The 19264-nt window shown below is 36.5% G+C and carries 21 protein-coding genes and 4 pseudogenes; 19 read left to right on the forward strand and 6 right to left on the reverse strand.

Annotated elements, in window-relative coordinates; translation table 11 throughout:
* Window positions 1-134: 134 nt before the first annotated feature.
* The 3 genes and pseudogenes from DESTER_RS03875 to DESTER_RS03890 all read left to right on the forward strand — a co-directional run.
* Window positions 135-1127: pseudogene (locus tag DESTER_RS03875) on the forward strand (IS481 family transposase); the annotation flags it as partial.
* Between the two features lie 68 nt (window positions 1128-1195).
* Window positions 1196-2368, forward strand: a pseudogene (locus DESTER_RS08540) (IS481 family transposase).
* Window positions 2368-3156: an acyl-CoA dehydratase activase gene (locus tag DESTER_RS03890; RefSeq protein ID WP_013638353.1), complete on the forward strand. Its 789-nt coding sequence runs from the start codon at window positions 2368-2370 to the stop codon at window positions 3154-3156. The pseudogene DESTER_RS08540 and the gene DESTER_RS03890 overlap by 1 nt, the downstream one beginning before the upstream one ends.
* Here the strand turns inward: DESTER_RS03890 and DESTER_RS03895 are convergent.
* The 5 genes and pseudogenes from DESTER_RS03895 to tnpA all read right to left on the reverse strand — a co-directional run bounded on the left by DESTER_RS03895 (window position 3145) and on the right by tnpA (window position 5891).
* Window positions 3145-3492, reverse strand: coding sequence for a glycine zipper domain-containing protein (locus DESTER_RS03895; protein ID WP_244829567.1), 348 nt, complete (start codon window positions 3490-3492; stop codon window positions 3145-3147). The genes DESTER_RS03890 and DESTER_RS03895 overlap by 12 nt on opposite strands.
* Window positions 3464-3799, reverse strand: coding sequence for a SpoVG family protein (locus DESTER_RS03900; protein ID WP_013638355.1), 336 nt, complete (start codon window positions 3797-3799; stop codon window positions 3464-3466). Before DESTER_RS03900 ends, DESTER_RS03895 begins: the two co-directional genes overlap by 29 nt.
* Window positions 3796-4230, reverse strand: a complete 435-nt coding sequence (locus DESTER_RS03905) for an antitoxin AF2212-like protein (protein WP_013638356.1) — start codon at window positions 4228-4230, stop codon at window positions 3796-3798. Before DESTER_RS03905 ends, DESTER_RS03900 begins: the two co-directional genes overlap by 4 nt.
* Before the next feature lie 79 nt (window positions 4231-4309).
* On the reverse strand, window positions 4310-5467 hold the full coding sequence (locus tag DESTER_RS03910; protein ID WP_013638357.1) for an RNA-guided endonuclease TnpB family protein: 1158 nt from the start codon (window positions 5465-5467) through the stop codon (window positions 4310-4312).
* Window positions 5468-5891 (reverse strand): annotated as a pseudogene (gene tnpA / locus DESTER_RS03915) (IS200/IS605 family transposase).
* A 392-nt stretch (window positions 5892-6283) separates the two neighbouring features.
* On the opposite strand from tnpA, the gene DESTER_RS08545 reads away from it, so the two are divergent.
* Window positions 6284-6970, forward strand: coding sequence for an IS110 family transposase (locus DESTER_RS08545; protein WP_425477278.1), 687 nt, complete (start codon window positions 6284-6286; stop codon window positions 6968-6970).
* Here the strand turns inward: DESTER_RS08545 and DESTER_RS03920 are convergent.
* Window positions 6931-7995 (reverse strand): annotated as a pseudogene (locus tag DESTER_RS03920) (IS481 family transposase); the annotation flags it as partial. The gene DESTER_RS08545 and the pseudogene DESTER_RS03920 overlap by 40 nt on opposite strands.
* 75 nt (window positions 7996-8070) lie before the next feature.
* Between DESTER_RS03920 and DESTER_RS08485 the strand changes: the two are divergent.
* The 15 genes from DESTER_RS08485 to ilvD all read left to right on the forward strand — a co-directional run bounded on the left by DESTER_RS08485 (window position 8071) and on the right by ilvD (window position 19257).
* Complete coding sequence (locus DESTER_RS08485; RefSeq protein WP_083801981.1) at window positions 8071-8514, forward strand: transposase; 444 nt, start codon at window positions 8071-8073, stop codon at window positions 8512-8514.
* A gap of 21 nt (window positions 8515-8535) precedes the next feature.
* Window positions 8536-9330: a TIGR04219 family outer membrane beta-barrel protein gene (locus DESTER_RS03930; protein WP_013638360.1), complete on the forward strand. Its 795-nt coding sequence runs from the start codon at window positions 8536-8538 to the stop codon at window positions 9328-9330.
* 9 nt (window positions 9331-9339) lie between these two features.
* Complete coding sequence (gene dapC, locus DESTER_RS03935; RefSeq protein WP_013638361.1) at window positions 9340-10509, forward strand: succinyldiaminopimelate transaminase; 1170 nt, start codon at window positions 9340-9342, stop codon at window positions 10507-10509.
* Window positions 10500-10889, forward strand: coding sequence for an ExbD/TolR family protein (locus DESTER_RS03940; RefSeq protein WP_013638362.1), 390 nt, complete (start codon window positions 10500-10502; stop codon window positions 10887-10889). The genes dapC and DESTER_RS03940 overlap by 10 nt, the downstream gene beginning before the upstream one ends.
* Window positions 10882-11361: a tRNA (adenosine(37)-N6)-threonylcarbamoyltransferase complex ATPase subunit type 1 TsaE gene (gene tsaE / locus DESTER_RS03945; protein WP_013638363.1), complete on the forward strand. Its 480-nt coding sequence runs from the start codon at window positions 10882-10884 to the stop codon at window positions 11359-11361. The genes DESTER_RS03940 and tsaE overlap by 8 nt, the downstream gene beginning before the upstream one ends.
* A gap of 25 nt (window positions 11362-11386) precedes the next feature.
* Window positions 11387-12676 carry a phosphopyruvate hydratase gene (gene eno, locus DESTER_RS03950; protein ID WP_013638364.1) on the forward strand — a complete coding sequence of 430 codons (1290 nt, stop codon included), beginning with the start codon at window positions 11387-11389 and terminating at the stop codon, window positions 12674-12676.
* Between the two features lie 113 nt (window positions 12677-12789).
* On the forward strand, window positions 12790-13350 hold the full coding sequence (locus DESTER_RS03955; RefSeq protein ID WP_013638365.1) for a C-GCAxxG-C-C family protein: 561 nt from the start codon (window positions 12790-12792) through the stop codon (window positions 13348-13350).
* 2 nt (window positions 13351-13352) lie between these two features.
* The gene (locus tag DESTER_RS03960) at window positions 13353-14273 is read left to right on the forward strand and encodes a hypothetical protein (RefSeq protein WP_013638366.1); all 921 of its coding nucleotides are present in this window, start codon (window positions 13353-13355) and stop codon (window positions 14271-14273) included.
* A 23-nt stretch (window positions 14274-14296) separates the two neighbouring features.
* The gene (locus DESTER_RS03965) at window positions 14297-14920 is read left to right on the forward strand and encodes a hypothetical protein (RefSeq protein ID WP_013638367.1); all 624 of its coding nucleotides are present in this window, start codon (window positions 14297-14299) and stop codon (window positions 14918-14920) included.
* Window positions 14921-15676 carry a prepilin peptidase gene (locus DESTER_RS03970; RefSeq protein ID WP_013638368.1) on the forward strand — a complete coding sequence of 252 codons (756 nt, stop codon included), beginning with the start codon at window positions 14921-14923 and terminating at the stop codon, window positions 15674-15676. It abuts the gene before it with no gap.
* Complete coding sequence (locus tag DESTER_RS03975; protein WP_013638369.1) at window positions 15677-16327, forward strand: hypothetical protein; 651 nt, start codon at window positions 15677-15679, stop codon at window positions 16325-16327. It begins immediately after the preceding gene.
* Window positions 16324-16962 (forward strand): tRNA (adenosine(37)-N6)-threonylcarbamoyltransferase complex dimerization subunit type 1 TsaB, encoded by a 639-nt coding sequence (tsaB, locus tag DESTER_RS08055; RefSeq protein ID WP_013638370.1) that lies wholly within the window; start codon window positions 16324-16326, stop codon window positions 16960-16962. The genes DESTER_RS03975 and tsaB overlap by 4 nt, the downstream gene beginning before the upstream one ends.
* Complete coding sequence (rimI, locus tag DESTER_RS03985; RefSeq protein ID WP_013638371.1) at window positions 16934-17386, forward strand: ribosomal protein S18-alanine N-acetyltransferase; 453 nt, start codon at window positions 16934-16936, stop codon at window positions 17384-17386. The genes tsaB and rimI overlap by 29 nt, the downstream gene beginning before the upstream one ends.
* The gene (locus DESTER_RS03990) at window positions 17379-17615 is read left to right on the forward strand and encodes an HP1242/YdcH family protein (RefSeq protein ID WP_013638372.1); all 237 of its coding nucleotides are present in this window, start codon (window positions 17379-17381) and stop codon (window positions 17613-17615) included. The genes rimI and DESTER_RS03990 overlap by 8 nt, the downstream gene beginning before the upstream one ends.
* Window positions 17605-19257 carry a dihydroxy-acid dehydratase gene (gene ilvD, locus DESTER_RS03995; RefSeq protein WP_013638373.1) on the forward strand — a complete coding sequence of 551 codons (1653 nt, stop codon included), beginning with the start codon at window positions 17605-17607 and terminating at the stop codon, window positions 19255-19257. Before DESTER_RS03990 ends, ilvD begins: the two co-directional genes overlap by 11 nt.
* Window positions 19258-19264: the final 7 nt, after the last annotated feature.

The raw sequence follows: 19264 nt of genomic DNA on the forward strand, positions 1-19264 counted from the left end.
TCTTTTGCGGGCGGGAAGACCCCTCCCGTGAGGGAGGGGATGAGAGCCCGCAGGTGCCTCAGCACCTGTTGAAGTTCAGATAGAAGGTGGACACCCTAAAATAACCTTTGAATCCCAGAAGGAGGTGTCCACCGATGAAACAATTGAAAAGATTCAAAGGAACATCCCTCCATATATCAAGCACAAATACAGCATTCAAAGAAACCCTGAAAGAAGGAAGAAGAGTAAAAAAGAAACTTGACCTAACAAAAGACAGAAATGTTAAAAGGAGACTCAAATGGATAGAGTATTACCACAAAACAGGCAACGCCAGAAAAACATGCAGATACTTTGGCATCAGTCCAACAACCTTCTACAAGTGGAAAAAAAGATACGACAAGTACGGGATAGAAGGACTCCAAGACAGAAACAAAAGACCTCATAAAGTAAGACAACCCCAAACAGAACCTGAAATAGAACACATCATCGTCACAATAAGGGAAAAATTCCCAACCTGGAGCAAAGAAAAGATAGCAGCCTTCATGGAAAGATACCTAAATGTAAAAATATCATCCTCTACAGTTTACAGGGTTCTCAAAAGACACGGACTAATAGAAAGAACCTGGAAACTAAAAAGTACCTACAAGAGGAAGAAACAGAAAGGGAAAAAGAACCGCACCAGAAAAGGACTAAGAGCAGACAAACCAGGAACAATCCTCATGGACGTTAAATACCTCTACTGGTGCGGTAAAACCTTTTACCAGTTCACGGCAATAGACAAGTTCACCCGAATAGCATTTGCCAAGGTTTATTCTACAAAAAGCAGCAGGAGCGGAAGAAGGTTTTTTGAAGAACTTGAAAAATTTCTTCCCTTCAAGATAGAGAAAGTTCAAACGGATAACGGGAGCGAATTTTTAGGGGAGTTAGACGAATATCTTAAAAGAAAAGGGATAGAACACTACTTTAGTTATCCGAAATCTCCCAAGACTAATGCGCATGTAGAAAGGTTTATTCAAACGACAGAAAGTGAACTATGGATGATAGAAGGAACAGAACCGACTGTTGATGAGATGAATAAAAAACTTTTTGAGTATTTAAAGATTTACAACTTTCTTAGACCCCATCACTCTTTAAATTACAAGACTCCCTGTTGAAGTTCAGATAGAAGGTGGACACCCTACAATAACCTTTGAATACCACAAGGAGGTGTCCACCGATGAAACAATTGAAAAGATTCAAAGGAACATCCCTCCATATATCAAGCACAAATACAGCATTCAAAGAAACCCTGAAAGAAGGAAGAAGAGTAAAAAGAAGCTTGACCTAACAAAAGACAGAAATGTTAAAAGGAGACTCAAATGGATAGAGTATTACCACAAAACAGGCAACGCCAGAAAAACATGCAGATACTTTGGCATCAGTCCAACAACCTTCTACAAGTGGAAAAAAAGATACGACAAGTACGGGATAGAAGGACTCCAAGACAGAAGCAAAAGACCTCATAAAGTAAGACAACCACAAATAGAACCTGAAATAGAACACATCATCGTCACAATAAGGGAAAAATTCCTAACCTGGAGCAAAGAAAAGATAGCAGCCTTCATGGAAAGATACCTAAATGTAAAAATATCATCCTCTACAGTTTACAGAACTCTCAAAAGACACGGACTAATAGAAAGAACCTGGAAACTAAAAGTACCTACAAGAGGAAGAAACAGAAAGGGAAAAGAACCGCACCAGAAAAGGACTAAGAGCAGACAAACCAGGAACAATCCTCATGGACGTTAAATACCTCTACTGGTGCGGTAAAACCTTTTACCAGTTCACGGCAATAGACAAGTTCACCCGAATAGCATTTGCCAAGGTTTATTCTACAAAAAGCAGCAGGAGCGGAAGAAGGTTTTTTGAAGAACTTGAAAAATTTCTTCCCTTCAAGATAGAGAAAGTTCAAACGGATAACGGGAGCGAATTTTTAGGGGAGTTAGACGAATATCTTAAAAGAAAAGGGATAGAACACTACTTTAGTTATCCGAAATCTCCCAAGACTAATGCGCATGTAGAAAGGTTTATTCAAACGACAGAAAGTGAACTATGGATGATAGAAGGAACAGAACCGACTGTTGATGAGATGAATAAAAAACTTTTTGAGTATTTAAAGATTTACAACTTTCTTAGACCCCATCACTCTTTAAATTACAAGACTCCCGCTGAGAAGTTTGAGGACTATATTAGAAGTCATCAAGGTGTCCACCATGTATTGAACTCGAACACTCCCGCTGAGAAGTTTGAGGACTATATTAGAAGTCATCAAGGTGTCCACCATGTATTGAACTCGAACAAAAGTCTCACATTTAGAAGAGATGTTCAAAATTTCAAAGGGGTTAACTGATGTTTTACGGTGTTGACGTTGGTTCCACCTACACCAAGATCGTAGGACTTGATGATAAGGGAGAAATAATTGACTTAAATGTTTTTAACACTACTGTTAATCCAGATGAAACTGTGAGAGAGTACCTGAAAGGTAAAGATGTAGAGTTAATTGTTGCAACCGGGTACGGTAGATACATGCTGAAAGAGACGTTTAACTGTCCAGTGATAAGTGAAATAAAAGCACATGCCAAAGGTGCTTATTACTTCTTCCCTGATGTTAGGACAGTTTTGGACTTGGGTGGTCAAGATAGTAAGGTGATAAAAGTAGCAGAAAATGGAAACTTCATAGACTTCAGGATGAACGACAAGTGTGCTGCCGGTACTGGAAAGTTTATTGAGATTGCAGCTTCAAGACTTGGAGTTTCTCTCGAAGAGTTTGGAAAGTTCTGTATGAAGGCTAATAAGAAAATTCAGATCTCATCTATGTGTGTAGTTTTTGCAGAATCCGAGGTTATTTCTCTGATAGCAAATAAGGAAAGGCCGGAAAATATTGGATACGGCGTTATTGATTCAATAGCAGAGAGGCTTGTTGGAATGGCAAAAAATCTTCATCCCGAAGAGAGAGTTGTTTTTACTGGAGGTGGAGCTCTAAATCCTCTTCTTGTTAAACTTGTTAGTGAGAAGTTAGGAATGGAGGTTTCTGTTCCTAAACAACCTCAATTGGTGGGAGCTTTTGGAGCAGCTCTTTCAGGATTGGAAGCTGCCGTAAAGCCTTCCCTGAGTTATTTTAAGTACCTACTTGGCTGAAGGAGCAGGTTGGCTATCTACAGTGTACCAACCCTCTTTAACGTGAATAATTTTTCCATCCTTTGTTTTTACTTCATATTCGGTATTTGCCTCAACAGTATGTGTGCTTTGCTGATCGCTACCAAAAACGTAACCAAGAATACCTCCTGCTATTGCTCCGTAAAGAGCAGCATCCTTGGCACTTGCTTTATAGTGCTTATGAGTTGCAGCACCTACAGCAGCTCCTCCAAGAGCTCCAAGCATTGCTGCATCAGTCTTTGAAAGTTGAGTAGTTGTACTACAAGAAGAAAGGATAAATCCCAAAATGCTAAGTCCCACTATTAATTTTTTCATCATACTTCCTCATAGCACATTTATAAGCATCAAGAATTTTCCTTCTTATATGTAAATATAAATTCTTATTGAGAGGATTAACAACTGGAACAAATTCACCTGTCCTTGTCTTTTTTGACGGCATTTGAATAAAATAGCCATTATTTGAATAGACTATTTTTATATCTTTTATTTCAAGAATGTCATTAAGCTTTATAGAGGCAACTGCTTTCACGTTTCCACCAATTCCTGTTGTATCAAATGGATAGATTTTTACTTCAGTAACTTCTATGTTTCTTACTGGTAATCTTTCTAACTCTTTCTTATTCACTTTATGGAAACTCCTTTCTTTATCAAGTCATAAACTTTATTTCTCTGTTCTTTCCATCTTAAAAGCTTTCTTTTCGAAATTACTTGAACTGGAAGATAAACACCGAGATCTTCATAAAGACTAAGAGCAGTTTCCATAACTGGTTTAAGACTTTCGAATTCGTCTAAAACGATAACAAAAATTTCTAATTCCTCATTTTCTGCCACAACTTTTATATCAACAAAAGCTACTTTTTCTGCTAACTTTTTTGAAAACTCTAAAAGAGCTTCTTTTTTCTTTTCTTCAATATCAAGTTGATGCCACCACGAAGGTTTCTTATCCCTTTTTCTACTATCTAAATAAACAGTTATTCCTTCAGTACCTTCAGGAATCTCTATTTTTTCTAAAGGAACAAAAACTCCATTTCTAAAAATGACTTTTACTGTTTTCATAATTTTAAACCTGAACAATGTTTATCTATCGGATAATTTAATGTGAACTACTCCTCGTTAAAACGAGGAACTTCCCGCTTCAACGAATGCGTTCGCACTCTCCACGGGCGTTAGTTCGGGGCGTTCCACCCCTACCGCTCGCAAAGCGAAGCGACCCCTTTAGGAATTTGAGTCCTTCTCTTAGTAGGTTTAGAGTAGCATTATAATCTCTATCGTGTTCCGTCCCACAGTTAGGACATTTCCAATTCCTATCAGATAGTTTGAGATTCCCGTTCTTGTATCCACACACAGAACAGAGTTTTGATGAGGGATAGAATGTGTTTATCTTAACAAGCTTTCTTCCATAGAGTTTTGCTTTATATTCCAGATAGCTGATGAATCTTCTCCAACTTGCGTCTGCTATGTGCTTTGAGAGGTTGCTGTTTTTAAGCATCCCTTTAACGTTCAAGTCTTCCACTATCATGGCTTGGTTATCGCTGATTATTTTCCTACTTAGCTTATGGAGAAAGTAGTTCCTTTGGTTTACTATCTTCTCATGTAGCTTTGCTATTTTCTTTTGCAGTTTTAAGTATTTATTGCTTCCTCTTACTTTCCTTGATAACTTTCTTTGGAGCTTTTTTAGTTTCCTTTCTGTTTTTAGCAGGTGTCTCGGATTTTCTATCTTCTTTCCTGTCGACAAGGTACAAAAATGCGTAAGTCCTACGTCTATTGCTACTACTTTATCCGTTTCTGGTAGTGGCTCTATTTCCCTGTCAACGAGAACGTTGAGGTAAAATTTTCCAGAGGGTAATTTTGTTATTGAAATACTTTTGACTTTCCCTTCTATACTTCTATGCTTTTTGAACTTTATCGGTGTTTCGAGTTTAGATATTTTGATTCTGTTTTCCTCTATTTTGAAGTACTGAGGTATTGATACACTGTTTACTCTTTTTTTGCTCTTGAACTTCGGGAATTTCACAAGCCCTTTAAAAAAGTTCTTGAATGCTCTGTCAAGCCACTTTACAGCTTCTTGTAAGCTTTGACTATTCGCCTCTTTTAAGAACGGATATTCCTCTTTGAGCTTCGGTAGTAGCTTTTTGTATTCGTAATAGTTCCACTTTTTGTTTTCTTTCTTATAAAGTTCTTTAGCTATTTCAAGGAGCTTGTTGTAGACAAATCTGCAATGTCCTATCTGGCAGTTTAAGAACTCTACCTGCTCTCTGTTAGGATACAGCCTGAACCTGTAAACGTAAAGCATCTATTTCCTCTTTTGATTCTCTATATACTTGCGTATCACATCTTCAGAAATTGAACCTATGGTCTCTATGTAGTAGGATGGATTCCACAAGTGTCCTTTCCACAGTTTCTTTTTAAGTTCTGGAAACTTCAAAAACAGTTTTCTCGCACTTATTCCCTTTATCATCTTTACTATATTAGGAAGGTACTACTTTCGGATGTGCTGACACAAACAGATGAACGTAGTCTTGTTCTCTTACTTCCACCATTGCTACGTCAAATCCTTTCTCTATTCCTGTTTTTATAATCACCTTTTTCAGATATTCCTCTACCTTTGGAGTTAATACCTTTCTCCTGTATTTGGTTGAAAAAACTATGTGGTAGTTGCAGTTATATACGCAGGTTCTACCTCTCTTTACGTTGGATTTCAGATTTATTTTGTTCATACATATAGTATAACAAATTACGGAGTAAACCAAAGTAAAAGTGCTTATTCTTCACACACGCATAATCAAAAACAACGGCTTACGCCGTGCGCTGTATCTTCCCTTTAAAAAGGGAAGGATTAGCGCAAAATTTATCCTAAGAAATATAGCTGACTACTTAATAATTTTAGGAGATGATATAAAAGATGTCACCCCCTGAAATTCGGGACTATAGTAAAGAGGCAACCTTTAAAGGCAGGAGGCTGGATTTTTCCCTGGGGAATAAGCCCCGTGCGTGGAGATTAGCCGATGCCTCCTGCCGGCTAATTATAGTGGCGGGAAGCGCCGTATTGGAGTATGGGAATAGTCCCGAAGCAGAGGTTGCAAAACACAAAACATATCAGGGGGTAGAGATGAAGGAGAAGGTAGAGAAAACACTGTATGTCGGAGTGGACTACCACAAAAACAGCTTTACAGCAGCTTATTTAGATTGTCTGACAGGGATACTTAATACCAAGAAGTACGAAGCAGAAGAGTTAGAGAAATTTAAAAATCACCTAACAACTTTTAGGAAAAAAGGATATTCAGTAAAAGTTGCGGTAGAAACCTTAACAGGAGTAACATTTTTTACGGAGGAGATAAGGAACTGCGTTGATGAAATAACTTACGTTAACACTAACAAATTTAAGAACATTCTAAAAGGTGTTAACAGTGCTAAAAACGACAGGATAGATGCAGAAACGATAGCCATTTACTATGAAATGGGCTTACTTCCGACAGTTTACGTCCCGACGAGAAAAGAAAAAGAGCTAAGGATAAAGATGAAAGAGAGAGATAGCTTTGTAGATATGAGAAAAGGGGTAATTAACAGACTTCATAGCCTATTGCTTGAATATGGGATAAAGACAAACAAGAGAGAACTCACCACGAAGAAAGGGATGGAAAGGATAAAGGAAGAAACGAAGAAGAAAGTGCCTCCGTCATTACGAGAAACGATATGGAGGCAAATAGAAACAATAGAATACTTAACAGATAAGATAAGAGAGACAGAAGAAGATATCAAGAGTTTGTTCGAGTTCAATACATGGTGGACACCTTGATGACTTCTAATATAGTCCTCAAACTTCTCAGCGGGAGTCTTGTAATTTAAAGAGTGATGGGGTCTAAGAAAGTTGTAAATCTTTAAATACTCAAAAAGTTTTTTATTCATCTCATCAACAGTCGGTTCTGTTCCTTCTATCATCCATAGTTCACTTTCTGTCGTTTGAATAAACCTTTCTACATGCGCATTAGTCTTGGGAGATTTCGGATAACTAAAGTAGTGTTCTATCCCTTTTCTTTTAAGATATTCGTCTAACTCCCCTAAAAATTCGCTCCCGTTATCCGTTTGAACTTTCTCTATCTTGAAGGGAAGAAATTTTTCAAGTTCTTCAAAAAACCTTCTTCCGCTCCTGCTGCTTTTTGTAGAATAAACCTTGGCAAATGCTATTCGGGTGAACTTGTCTATTGCCGTGAACTGGTAAAAGGTTTTACCGCACCAGTAGAGGTATTTAACGTCCATGAGGATTGTTCCTGGTTTGTCTGCTCTTAGTCCTTTTCTGGTGCGGTTCTTTTTCCCTTTCTGTTTCTTCCTCTTGTAGGTACTTTTTAGTTTCCAGGTTCTTTCTATTAGTCCGTGTCTTTTGAGAGTTCTGTAAACTGTAGAGGATGATATTTTTACATTTAGGTATCTTTCCATGAAGGCTGCTATCTTTTCTTTGCTCCAGGTTAGGAATTTTTCCCTTATTGTGACGATGATGTGTTCTATTTCAGGTTCTATTTGTGGTTGTCTTACTTTATGAGGTCTTTTGCTTCTGTCTTGGAGTCCTTCTATCCCGTACTTGTCGTATCTTTTTTTCCACTTGTAGAAGGTTGTTGGACTGATGCCAAAGTATCTGCATGTTTTTCTGGCGTTGCCTGTTTTGTGGTAGTACTCTATCCATTTGAGTCTCCTTTTAACGTTTCTGTCTTTTGTTAGGTCAAGTTTCTTTTTTACTCTTCTTCCTTCTTTCAGGGTTTCTTTGAATGCTGTATTTGTGCTTGATATATGGAGGGATGTTCCTTTGAATCTTTTCAATTGTTTCATCGGTGGACACCTCCTTGTGGTATTCAAAGGTTATTGTAGGGTGTCCACCTTCTATCTGAACTTCAACAGAGTTTTATAGGAGAAGATGAGGAGCTTAAGGGAAAAGTAGAACTTCTAAAAAGCATACCTGGAGTAGGAGATATAGTAGCTATAGCCTTTATATCTGCCGTATGTAACGAAGAGAGGTTTGAAAACGGAGACAAGGTAGCGGCTTATTTTGGACTTGTTCCTCGTGTTAATAGCAGTGGAGACGAAGTTAGAAATGGAAGGATAACAAAGAAAGGGGACAGCAGAACGAGGAACAAGATTATCCAGGCTACGAGAGCGTTATTGAACAGCAAGTTAGACAATTCAGTTAAAAGATTTTACGAAGGGTTAGTTAAGAAAGGTTTAGAGAAGAAGAAAGCGCTGATAGCTGCGGCGAGGAAATTGGTTAAAGTAATGTTCGCAGTTTTGAGAGAGAGAAGGCAATTTATGGATTTTGTTGAAAATAAATGCAACCTCTGTGTTGGGGGTTGACATCTTTCATAGGAGGGCAAAATGAAAAAGGCACTTTTTACAGTGGTAGCATTTCTTGCATCAACCTATGCTTCCTCTGCTTTGACTATTGAAGGTGGGGGAGGTGCTTGGAGGGAAAAACCAACAGGCTGGATTGAGTACACAACAAATACCAACACAGCTATAGGAACTTTAACCACTAAAACACACGTAGATTTAAAAGAAGATCTCCATGTTTCAGACAAAACAAAAGCTTCTGGTTGGTTCAAAATTGAACATGGAATCCCTTTACTTCCTGACATAAGAGTTCAGTATACTCCGATGAGCTTTTCTGGAAAAGGCATCGTTGATAGTAGCTTTACTTTTGGTGACCTTAAAGTAGAAGGAAAAGATTATATAGAGTCAAAAATTGAAGCAAACCAAGTGGACGTAACACTTTACTATCATCTTCCATTTTTAAGAACAGTTTCAAACGGCAAAGTTGATCTTAAAGCTGGAGTCAATGTAAAAGTAATTGATGGATATGCTAAAGTTAAAGATATAACTCGAGGTGGTATAGAAGAGTCAAAAAGTGCTACAATTCCTGTTCCTATGGCACATCTATCTGGAAAGATAAGACCTATAGATCTTGTTGGAATTGAGTTTTCTGGAAATTGGATTGGTTACTCAGGAAGCCAATTTTACGAAGCTATTGCTGAAACAAAGGTCTATCCAATAAAGCATCTTTTTGTAGGAGTAGGTTATAGGTACCAAAGACTCAAAATAGACAATATAGAAGACCTATCTACAGATATAAAGATAAAAGGTGCTTTTGCAGAAGCAGGTTTTGAGTTTTAAGGAGAGGAAATGAACAAAAAAGTGAGAGAGCTCCAAACTTATCCCATGGATAGTCTCGTAAAGGCAAAAGAAGAGCTCAAAAAAGCGGGAAAAAGAATTTACGACTTTGGAACAGGAGATCCTAAGGAGCCTACAGATCCAAAGATTAGGGAAGCTCTCGTAAAGGCTATACCTGAAGTTAGCCAGTATCCTACAGTAAAAGGTAGAAAGGATCTAAGAGAAGCAATAGCTAATTGGTTTTTCAACAGATTTCATGTTCTCCTTGACCCTGAAACAGAAGTAATACCAACTGCCGGTTCAAAAGAAGCAATTTTCCACTTTCCACTTGTTTTCATTGATACAGACACTGAAAAAAAGAAAGTCATATTCGGTACTCCTGCATATCCAGTTTATGAAAGAGGAACTCTTTTTGCAGGAGGAGAACCTTATCCAGTTACCCTTAAGTTTGAAGAGCAGTTTTTACTTAGACTTGATAAACTTCCAAAGTCGTTGCTTGAGGAAACTGCAATAGTATGGATTAACTATCCTCATAACCCTACAGGAGCTGTTGCTCCTATCTCTTACCTTGAGGATACTTACAATATCTGTAGAGAGTATGGAATTATCTTATGTTCGGATGAGTGTTATACAGAAATTTACTTTGAGACGCCTCCACATTCTCTACTTGAAGTTGGGAAAAAGGGAGCAGTCGTTTTTCATTCTCTATCAAAAAGAAGTGGAATGACAGGTTATCGCTCCGGATTTGTAGCAGGAGATAGTGAGATTATTCAGAATTATCTCAAGTATCGTTCTTCTTTTGGAGTAGCATCTCAAGACTTTATCCAACAGGCTGCTAAAGTTGCCTGGTCTGATGAAGAACACGTAAAGGAAAGAAGAGCAATCTTTGGCCAGAAGCGAGACATATTTGTAAAGTTCTTTAAAGAGATTGGACTTGAGTTTCTCTATCCGGAAGCTACCTTTTACCTTTGGGTAAAAGTTCCAAACGGAATATCTTCTAAAGAGTACGCGTTACACTTACTAAAGTATGGAATAGTTATCTCACCTGGAGAGTTTTTTGGTAAAGGTGGCAAAGGTTTTTTCAGAATAGCGCTTGTTCCAACACTCAAAGAGTGTAAAGAAGCAGTGGATATATGGAAGAAAGCCCATAAAGAGCTTATGGAGAAAAAGAATTGCAGATAAGAGAAAAGAAGAAAGGATTTATTGCTGACATAAGTCTTTCTCCTATCTTAGACCTTTCTTTAATGCTTGTAATTTTTCTTGCAGTTACAACCGAGTTTATCTCGGGAGGAGAAATAAAGGTTCAAGTTCCTAAGGGAGGAGCAGCAATAAGCTCCTCCTCCCAAATTGTTAAGTTGATAGTTGATAAGTGGGGAAAAATCTACTACAAAGGAAAAGTCTATTCCGACCCTGCAAAACTTGTTTCTGTACTTCCAAAAGATGAAAACATATACATAAAAGCAGATAAGGAGACTCCTTATCTTTATGTATTTACACTCCTAGATACATTGAGAAAATCTGGAATAAAAAAAGTTTCCTTAGTGGGTCAAAGAGTTGAATAAGTGCAAAGTAAGAACTTCTTCAGTTGAAGAAACAGAAAAACTTGGCCAAATAATTGGCTCAACTGTTCCTTTAGGAACAGTTATTTTACTTACTGGAGAACTTGGATGCGGAAAAACAGCTCTTACAAGGGGCATAGCTAAAGCTTTGGGAATTCCTGAAGATGAAATATCTTCTCCATCCTTTAATATTGTCCACGAATATGACTCTTTAGTTCATATAGACCTTTATAGATTAGATTCAGTAGAAGCACTTGAAGATTTAAGCTTTGAAGATATTCTTTTAGACGAAAGAATAAAAATAATTGAATGGCCGCAGATAGCTGCTGAATATCTTGATAATCTTGATTTATTTGTTGTTCATATTAATTGTTCTTTCTGTGAAAACGAAGTAAGAGAATTTGAAATTCTTGATGAGACTAATAAGCTGTGTAATGAGTTAAAAAAGAAAAATTTCATCTATAATACGGACTGAAATTAACATTTATTAGGAGGAGTTAATGTCTAGGATAGTTGATGTTAGAGCAAGGGAAATACTTGATTCAAGAGGAAATCCAACAGTAGAAGTAGAAGTAACTCTTGAGTCTGGTGTAAGAGCAAGAGCTGCTGTCCCTAGCGGTGCTTCAACAGGAGAAAGGGAAGCTTTAGAACTAAGAGACAAAGATCCAAAAAGATATCTTGGTAAAGGAGTTTCTAAAGCTGTAAAAAATGTAAACGAAGTAATAGCACCAACACTTATAGGTGTTGAGTCAACAGACCAGGTAAACATAGATAAACTTATGATTGAACTCGATGGTACAGAAAATAAGAGTAACCTTGGAGCAAATGCAATTCTTGGTGTTTCAATGGCAGTTTGCAGAGCTTCAGCTGAAGAGCTTGATATGCCTCTCTTTAAGTACATTGGTGGAGCAAATGCAAAAGAACTACCTGTTCCTATGATGAATATTCTTAACGGTGGAGTTCATGCAGACAACAACGTTGACCTTCAAGAGTTTATGATAATGCCTGTTGGCGGTGAAACTTTCTCTGAAGCTCTTAGAATGGGAGTAGAGGTTTATCATACTCTCAAAAAAGTTCTTCAAAGAATGGGACATTCAACAAACGTTGGAGATGAAGGAGGATTTGCTCCAAACCTTTCTTCAAACGAGGAAGCAATTCAAGTTATCCTAAAGGCTATTGAAGAAGCTGGATATACTCCAGGTGAAGATGTTCTAATTGCTCTTGATGCTGCATCTTCAGAGTTTTACAAAGGAGATGGTGTTTACGAGCTTGAAGGAGAAGGAAAAAAACTTGGAAGAGAAGAATTAGTTGACTTTTATAGAAACCTTGTTGAAAAGTATCCAATAATAAGCATTGAAGATGGAATGGCAGAAAACGATTATGAAGGGTGGAAACTCTTAACTGCTGCTCTTGGAGACAGAGTTCAGCTTGTAGGAGACGATGTTTTCGTTACAAATACAGAGCTCCTCAGAATAGGAATTAAAGAAGGATTTGCAAACTCTATACTTATTAAACTTAATCAAATTGGAACTGTAACAGAAACTCTTGACGCTATTGAGATGGCCAAAAGAGCAAACTACACAGCAGTTATCTCTCATAGATCAGGAGAGACAGAAGACACATTTATTGCAGACCTTGCAGTTGCAGTAAATAGCGGTCAGATTAAAACAGGAGCTCCAGCTAGAAGTGAGCGAAATGCAAAGTACAATCAACTTCTAAGAATTGAAGAAGCTCTTGGCCAAGCAGCTATTTACAAAGGAGTAGATGTCTTTTACAACCTTGATTTTTAATTCTTTTGTTTTCTCTTAAGAGCTTATTAAAAGTCCCCTTTACGGGGACTTTTCTATTTTATTTTCATTCATATATTAGATTTTAGCTAATTTTGTATAAATAGGAGGACGCTTTGAACTTGAAGGAAATAATGGAAAACATAAGGTTTATATTGAATAGGGTAGAAAAAGAAGAGCTTATACATGTAGAACCAAAAACAATAGCTCAAAGAGCTTATGAACTTTATTGGAAACAAAATTGCGAGTATGGAGTAGTTAACTCTTTTTCCGAAGTTGGTGGACTGAAATTTAACTATTTCAAAGTTTTAGAAATTTCAAAAGAACTTCCTCATAAATGGAACAAGATTTGTGGAGCAATTACAGGAGCTTTTTACATATTTGCTGTAACTTTACCAGAAGAAGCTATAGAGAGTGCTGTAAAAGAAATCATAGAATTTCACAATAATACAAAACTTCCAATATTTATTGGTAATAAAGAGTTTGAAATCCCAAAAGTAGCTGTTGGTTCAATTCTTTGCAGAGATTCAATAATCAACTGGTCTAAAGCAGCAGGAATTCATCCAAGAGCTCTTGAAAGAAGCGAAAGATGTGCGAGAATTACAGGAGACATTGCTTTCAAAACTGCACAAATACTAAATAAGCACGTAGGAGCTCTTACAGAAGCTAATATTTAAAGATGGACTTTACAAAACTTTATTTAATAATTGTTTCTGCTATAGCTTTTGGTTATGTTCTTGCTTCTATTCTTGTTGAAACAAAACTTGTAAACTGGATTGGACTAAAGACTTTAAAACTTTCAAAATTTGGAATTCATCCTCTTCTTACAAATGTACCGGTTATCTACCTTGTTTCTCCACGAGCTGCTCATATTACAGCTTCTAACCTTTTAAAAGAAGGAAAAATTGAACCAATAGACCTTTACCTTGCTATTCTCGCATCAAACTTTCCAATGCGCTTAATGTTTCTTTATAGGTACTACTTTCCGGTCTTGGTCCCTTTAATAGGCGTCATTGCAGTTTACTATGGTCTTTTGAGATTAGCCTTTGACGTAGTTGTTTTAATTATTGTTTCTATTATAGGAAAGATTAGATATAGAAATCTAAAATTTGATTATCCAGAGTATTCTTCTATCTGTCTTGAATTTTCCTTAAAAACCTTAAAAGAAGGGTTTATTAAAGGATTAAAAGAAGCTTTTTCTTTTATTTTAAAGTTTACTCCTCTTTTCTTTCTAATAGTTTTCCTTATTAAAGCTGGATTTATGGAAAAGTTTACAAAAATGTTAAAGCCTTATCTAGGAACATTTGGATTTAATTCGCTTGAAATAACCTACATTACTACTGCTGCTGTAAGTCCTCCTGTTGCCTATGGATTAATAAAAATAATGATTGAAAAAAATCATCCTGTTACTCATATTCTTGGAACAATGGCAGTTGGAAACGCGATGTTTTCTTTAATTAGAAGCTGGTGGGCTTATCTACTTCCTTACTATCTTGGTCTTTATCCTATTTCTGTAATTAACGTTTTACTTCTCCTTCAAGCAGGACTTCCAATTGTTTACAACTTCACAGTCGGAATCATACTCGTTAAATTCTTTTAACAAAGCAAATAGGAGGTATTGGATTGAAAGTATCCCAAGATAGAAGAAAAATGAAAATAAAAGTAGATGGTAAATACCTTGAACTTGAAGTTAGTGATGATGTTTTCTATACTACTTCAGCTCTTTTAAGGTTAATAGAGTATAAATATCTCTTTCCACATCGTTCCATAAAGTATGTTGAAAAAAACGGAGAGGTACTTCATCCTGTAAAGGTTGATGAAGTAAAGGATTTAGAAACTATTAATATAGTAACGGAACCTTCGGTGAATATGGTGAAGAAACAAATAGAATTAGCACTTATCACTCTTGATGCAATGATTGTTTCTCTTAGTCAAATAGCTAATGAGTGGATAGAAAAAGAAGATATGACAAAACTTCTTCTCAATAATCTTCTTGATTCATTAGAGTGGACTATAAAAGTGGTTGAAAATGGCTCAAAGATTCTTCCTATATATGAAGGATTAGATGAAGCAATAGCTAAACTTGAAGATAAGATTTTTAAAGTAGATGAACTCATGATGGCAGAAAGAGAAAGAGAGTTAGTAGAGTTTCTTACACAAGAATTTTCAAAAGCAATAAGAGAATGGAAGGAATTTTTAAAAAGTATGGTACAGTTTGTTAAATCTGCATCAGGAGAAACTCATTAAATGAAGTATCTAATAGCTTTTATTTTTGGAACCATAATAGGAAGTTTCCTTAACGTGTGTATTCATAGGATTCCAAAAGAAGAATCTATAATTACTCCACCTTCTTATTGTCCTAAATGTGGTAAAAAGATTAAATGGTACGATAATATTCCAATTATTAGTTATCTAATCTTAAAAGGAAAATGTAGGAACTGTAAAGAAAAAATTTCTATTCAATATCCTCTAGTAGAACTTTTAACAGGTTTCCTTACAACAGGAATAGTCTGGAAATATGGAATTTCAGTTACATCTTTTTATTTCCTACTTTTAACTTATGTGTTAGTTGTTGTCTCAATGATTGATTTAAAAACAATGCTTGTTCCTGTTAAACTTTGCTACTTTGCAATGATTGCTGGAATTTTGTTTTCTATTTTTGTTCCTAGTATTTCTTTGAAAGATTCTATTTTGGGAGCATCATTTGGAGCAGGGATAATTCTTTTTATCATTGAAACTTACTATATATTAAAAGGTAAAGAAGGTATGGGATATGGAGATGCAAATGTAATGGCAGTTATTGGTGCTTTCTTAGGTTGGGAAAAGGTCTTATTAACGATATTTCTTGCTTCTCTAATTGGTGCTGTGTGGGGAATTATTTTTATGATTTTAAGGGGAAAAAATTCTCAGTTAGCTCTTCCTTTTGTCCCCTTTCTTTCATTGGCAACATACGTTACAATAATTTTTGGAAACGAATTAATCAGTTGGTACACAGGGGGATAGATGGTTTTTATTAAGAAAATGGAGAATTTTTTACTAAAAATTGCAGACATATTTCTTGTTGCTATAACTCTTGCTCTTTTAGTAATTTCTATAGTGCTCTTTGTTGAATTTCTAATAACTTCACCTCATTTGATTCATATAGAGGAAATAATTCTATCCGGTCATATAAAAGATGCTACTGAAAGCTTAAAAGAGTTAATTTCACCTCTTCTCATGTTTGTAATTGTTATAGAACTCATTATTATGCTTATAAAGCATCAACCAAGAATTGTTTTTGATGTATTGCTAATTGCGATTGCAAGGGAAATTATCATTGCAGGACATGATTTTAAAGATGTTCTTCTTGGAGTTCTTTCTCTTTTAATTCTTTTCCTTATCAGAAAGTTTTTAATTTTAAAAAGTGTCCCACGAGGAACAGCTATTATTATAGATCCGTATATAACAGTTGAAGCTTTGAACGAAATGTTAGATGTTCATATTCCATTTGAAGAAGAAAAATATCTAGTTGATCTCATAGAGAGAGTTGCTAAGGAAAGAGGTATTGTCCTTAAAAAGCATAGAACATTAGATATTGCAAATGTAAAAATAGAGATACTTGACGTAGATGAAAAAGGTAAACCAATCCTAATAAGGGTGATTAAGACAGCATGATAGTTTTAGGAATAGATTTATGTACTTCTGAAGGAAGTATTTCTCTTATAAAGAATGGAGAACTTTTAGGAATTTCTCTTTGGAACCAACCTAAAAAGCATTCTGAAAAAATCTTTGTAGAGATCAAAAAACTTTTAGAACAAACTGAGGTAAAGAAAGAAGACATAAGTCTTGTAGTAGTTAGTTCAGGACCAGGGTCATTTACAGGAGTAAGGCTCTCTGTTACAGTTGGAAAGTCTTTAAAAGTTGTAGGCTTAAAAGTAAAAGCAGTTTCAACACTTCAGTTAATAGGATTACAGCATTTAAAGGCAAACTTACCTATTATTTCTCTTCTTTCTGGAAGAAGAAATAGATATTACACACTTGTAAGAGAAAGTCCTTTAGATTCTAGTAACGTTATGGATTTGACAGAAGAAGAGCTCTTTTCAAAAGTTGAGGATTACTCAAGGTATATAGTGGTTTATAAAGGAAATATTTCTGATAGTATAAAGAAGAATTTTAAGACCATTTATGAAACAACTCCACTATCTTTAATTGCTGCTCTTATACCTTTTGAGTTCCCTCAGCTTCTTAAACCTCTTCATTTTTACTATGTAAGAGACCACGATGCAAAACCTTCTTGTAAGAAACTGTAGTCTTTACGACCTAAATGCTATACTAAAAATAGAGGAAGAGTCCTTTCCAGATTCTTGGAAAAGGGAACTTCTGGAAAAGGAATTATCTCTTCCTTTTTCGCTTTTCCTTGTAGCAGAGCTCAGAGGAAAGATTGTGGGATACTTGACAGCCTGGATAATTGGAGAAGTTTGCGAGTTAAACAAAATAGCTGTTGCTTCACGGTTAAGAGGTAGAAGAATTGGAGAGAAACTCTTAAAAGAGTTGATAAACGAGTGCCAAGAGAGAAAAGTTAAGGAAATTTTTCTTGAAGTTAGAGAATCTAACTTTTCTGCGATAAAACTCTATGAAAGAGTGGGATTTGAAAGGATCTCTCTTAGAGAAGGATACTATGGCTGCGAAAATGCAGTTGTTTATAAACTTAATTTAGGAGGAAAATATGCTTAGAGACGAAAACTTAAAAGCTCTTGCAAGGGAAAAGTTTCATCACTTTAAGACTTTGGAAAGAAAGCATCAAGAACTGGATGACATGATAGATGAACTGGAGAAAAAAGCAGTTATTACACCTCAGGAAGAACTTGAACTGGAAAGGATGAAGAAAGAAAGATTAAAACTTCGTGATGAAATGATGCTTCTCATGAAAAAGGCAAAGGAGGAAGCTGAGAATGAGAAGTGATGTGCTAAGAGAATTTGAAAAACTTCCTGCCCGTGCTCTCATGATGGCTACAGGAATTCAAAGAAAAGATATAGACAAACCTCTTATTGGGATAGTTTCCAGCTGGACAGATCTTGTTCCCGGTCATGCCGATATGTTCTCTCTTGAAAGGTTTATAGAAAGGGGAATTGCAGCAGCTGGTGGTACACCGTTTGTTGTACGTGTTCCTGCTGTTTGTGATGGCATTGCTATGGGACACGAAGGAATGAGATTTTCCCTTCCTTTAAGAGAGCTCATGGCTGATGCAGTTGAAGACGTTGTAACTGCTCACCAGCTTGATGGTGTTGTTTTGCTCACAGCTTGTGACAAGATAACACCCGGAATGCTTATGGGAGTTGCAAGGCTAAATATTCCTGCAATTGTTGTTACAGCTGGTCCAATGCTTGCAGGAAGAAGAGGAAAAGAAAGACTTGACCTTGTTACCCATACATTTGAGGCAATTGGAAGGTACAAAGCTGGTGAAATTAGCCTTGAAGAGCTCCTCGAACTTGAAGGAGCAGCATGTCCTTCTTCAGGTTCTTGTCAAGGAATGTTTACAGCAAACACTATGGCCTGTCTTACAGAGGCTTTAGGACTTTCCTTACCATACTGTGGAACTTCACCTGCGCCTTTGGCAGAAAAGAAAAGGATAGCAGAGGCTTCGGGAGAGAAAATTGTTGAGTTAGTCAAAAAAGGAATAAAAGCACGGGACATATTAACACCTGCAGCGTTTAGAAATGCAATAAAAGTTGATCTTGCCTTAGGAGGTTCTACAAATACAGTTCTTCACCTTCCTGCAATTGCTCATGAAGCTGGAGTTCCTTTTGAAATTAAACTATTTGATCAGCTAAGTAGGGAAACTCCAAAAATCTGTAGTATGAGACCTGGCGGAAAGTACCTTATGGAAGACCTCCACTACGCTGGAGGAATTCCAGGAGTTCTTAAAAGACTTTACGATAGTTTAGAGGATAACCCAACAGTCCTTGGGGTAAACATTAAACAGATAGCTGCAAGCGCTAAGATTTGGGATGAAGATGTAATAAGACCAGTTGATAATCCATACAGTCCTGAAGGTGGAATTGCTATTCTTTACGGCAATCTTGCTCCAGATGGAGCTGTCGTTAAACAAGGTGCTGTTTCAGACAAGATGAAAGTCTTTACTGGAACTGCAAGGGTCTTTGATTGCGAAGAAGATGCAATGAAAGCAGTAATGGATGGAAAAATTAAAGCTGGAGATATCATCGTTATAAGATACGAAGGACCAAAAGGTGGTCCAGGAATGAGAGAAATGCTTGCTGTAACTGCTTCTGTGATGGGAATGGGACTCGGAGAATCAGTTGCGCTAATTACAGACGGTAGATTTTCAGGTGGAACACATGGTCCTTGTATCGGGCATATATCCCCTGAAGCAGCAGAAGGTGGTCCTATTGGAGTTGTTCAAGAAGGAGATAAAATACACATAAACATTCCGGAAAGAAGACTTGAATTACTCATTTCAGAAGAAGAATTGAAAGAAAGACTTAAAAACTTTAAACCTAAGCAAAAAGAAGTTAAGTCAAAACTTCTTAGAAAATATGCAAAGCTTGTAACTTCTGCAGCAAAAGGAGCTATCCAGGACGTTTAACTTCTTT

This window comes from Desulfurobacterium thermolithotrophum DSM 11699 (assembly GCF_000191045.1).
Taxonomy (GTDB): Bacteria; Aquificota; Aquificia; order Desulfurobacteriales; family Desulfurobacteriaceae; genus Desulfurobacterium; species Desulfurobacterium thermolithotrophum.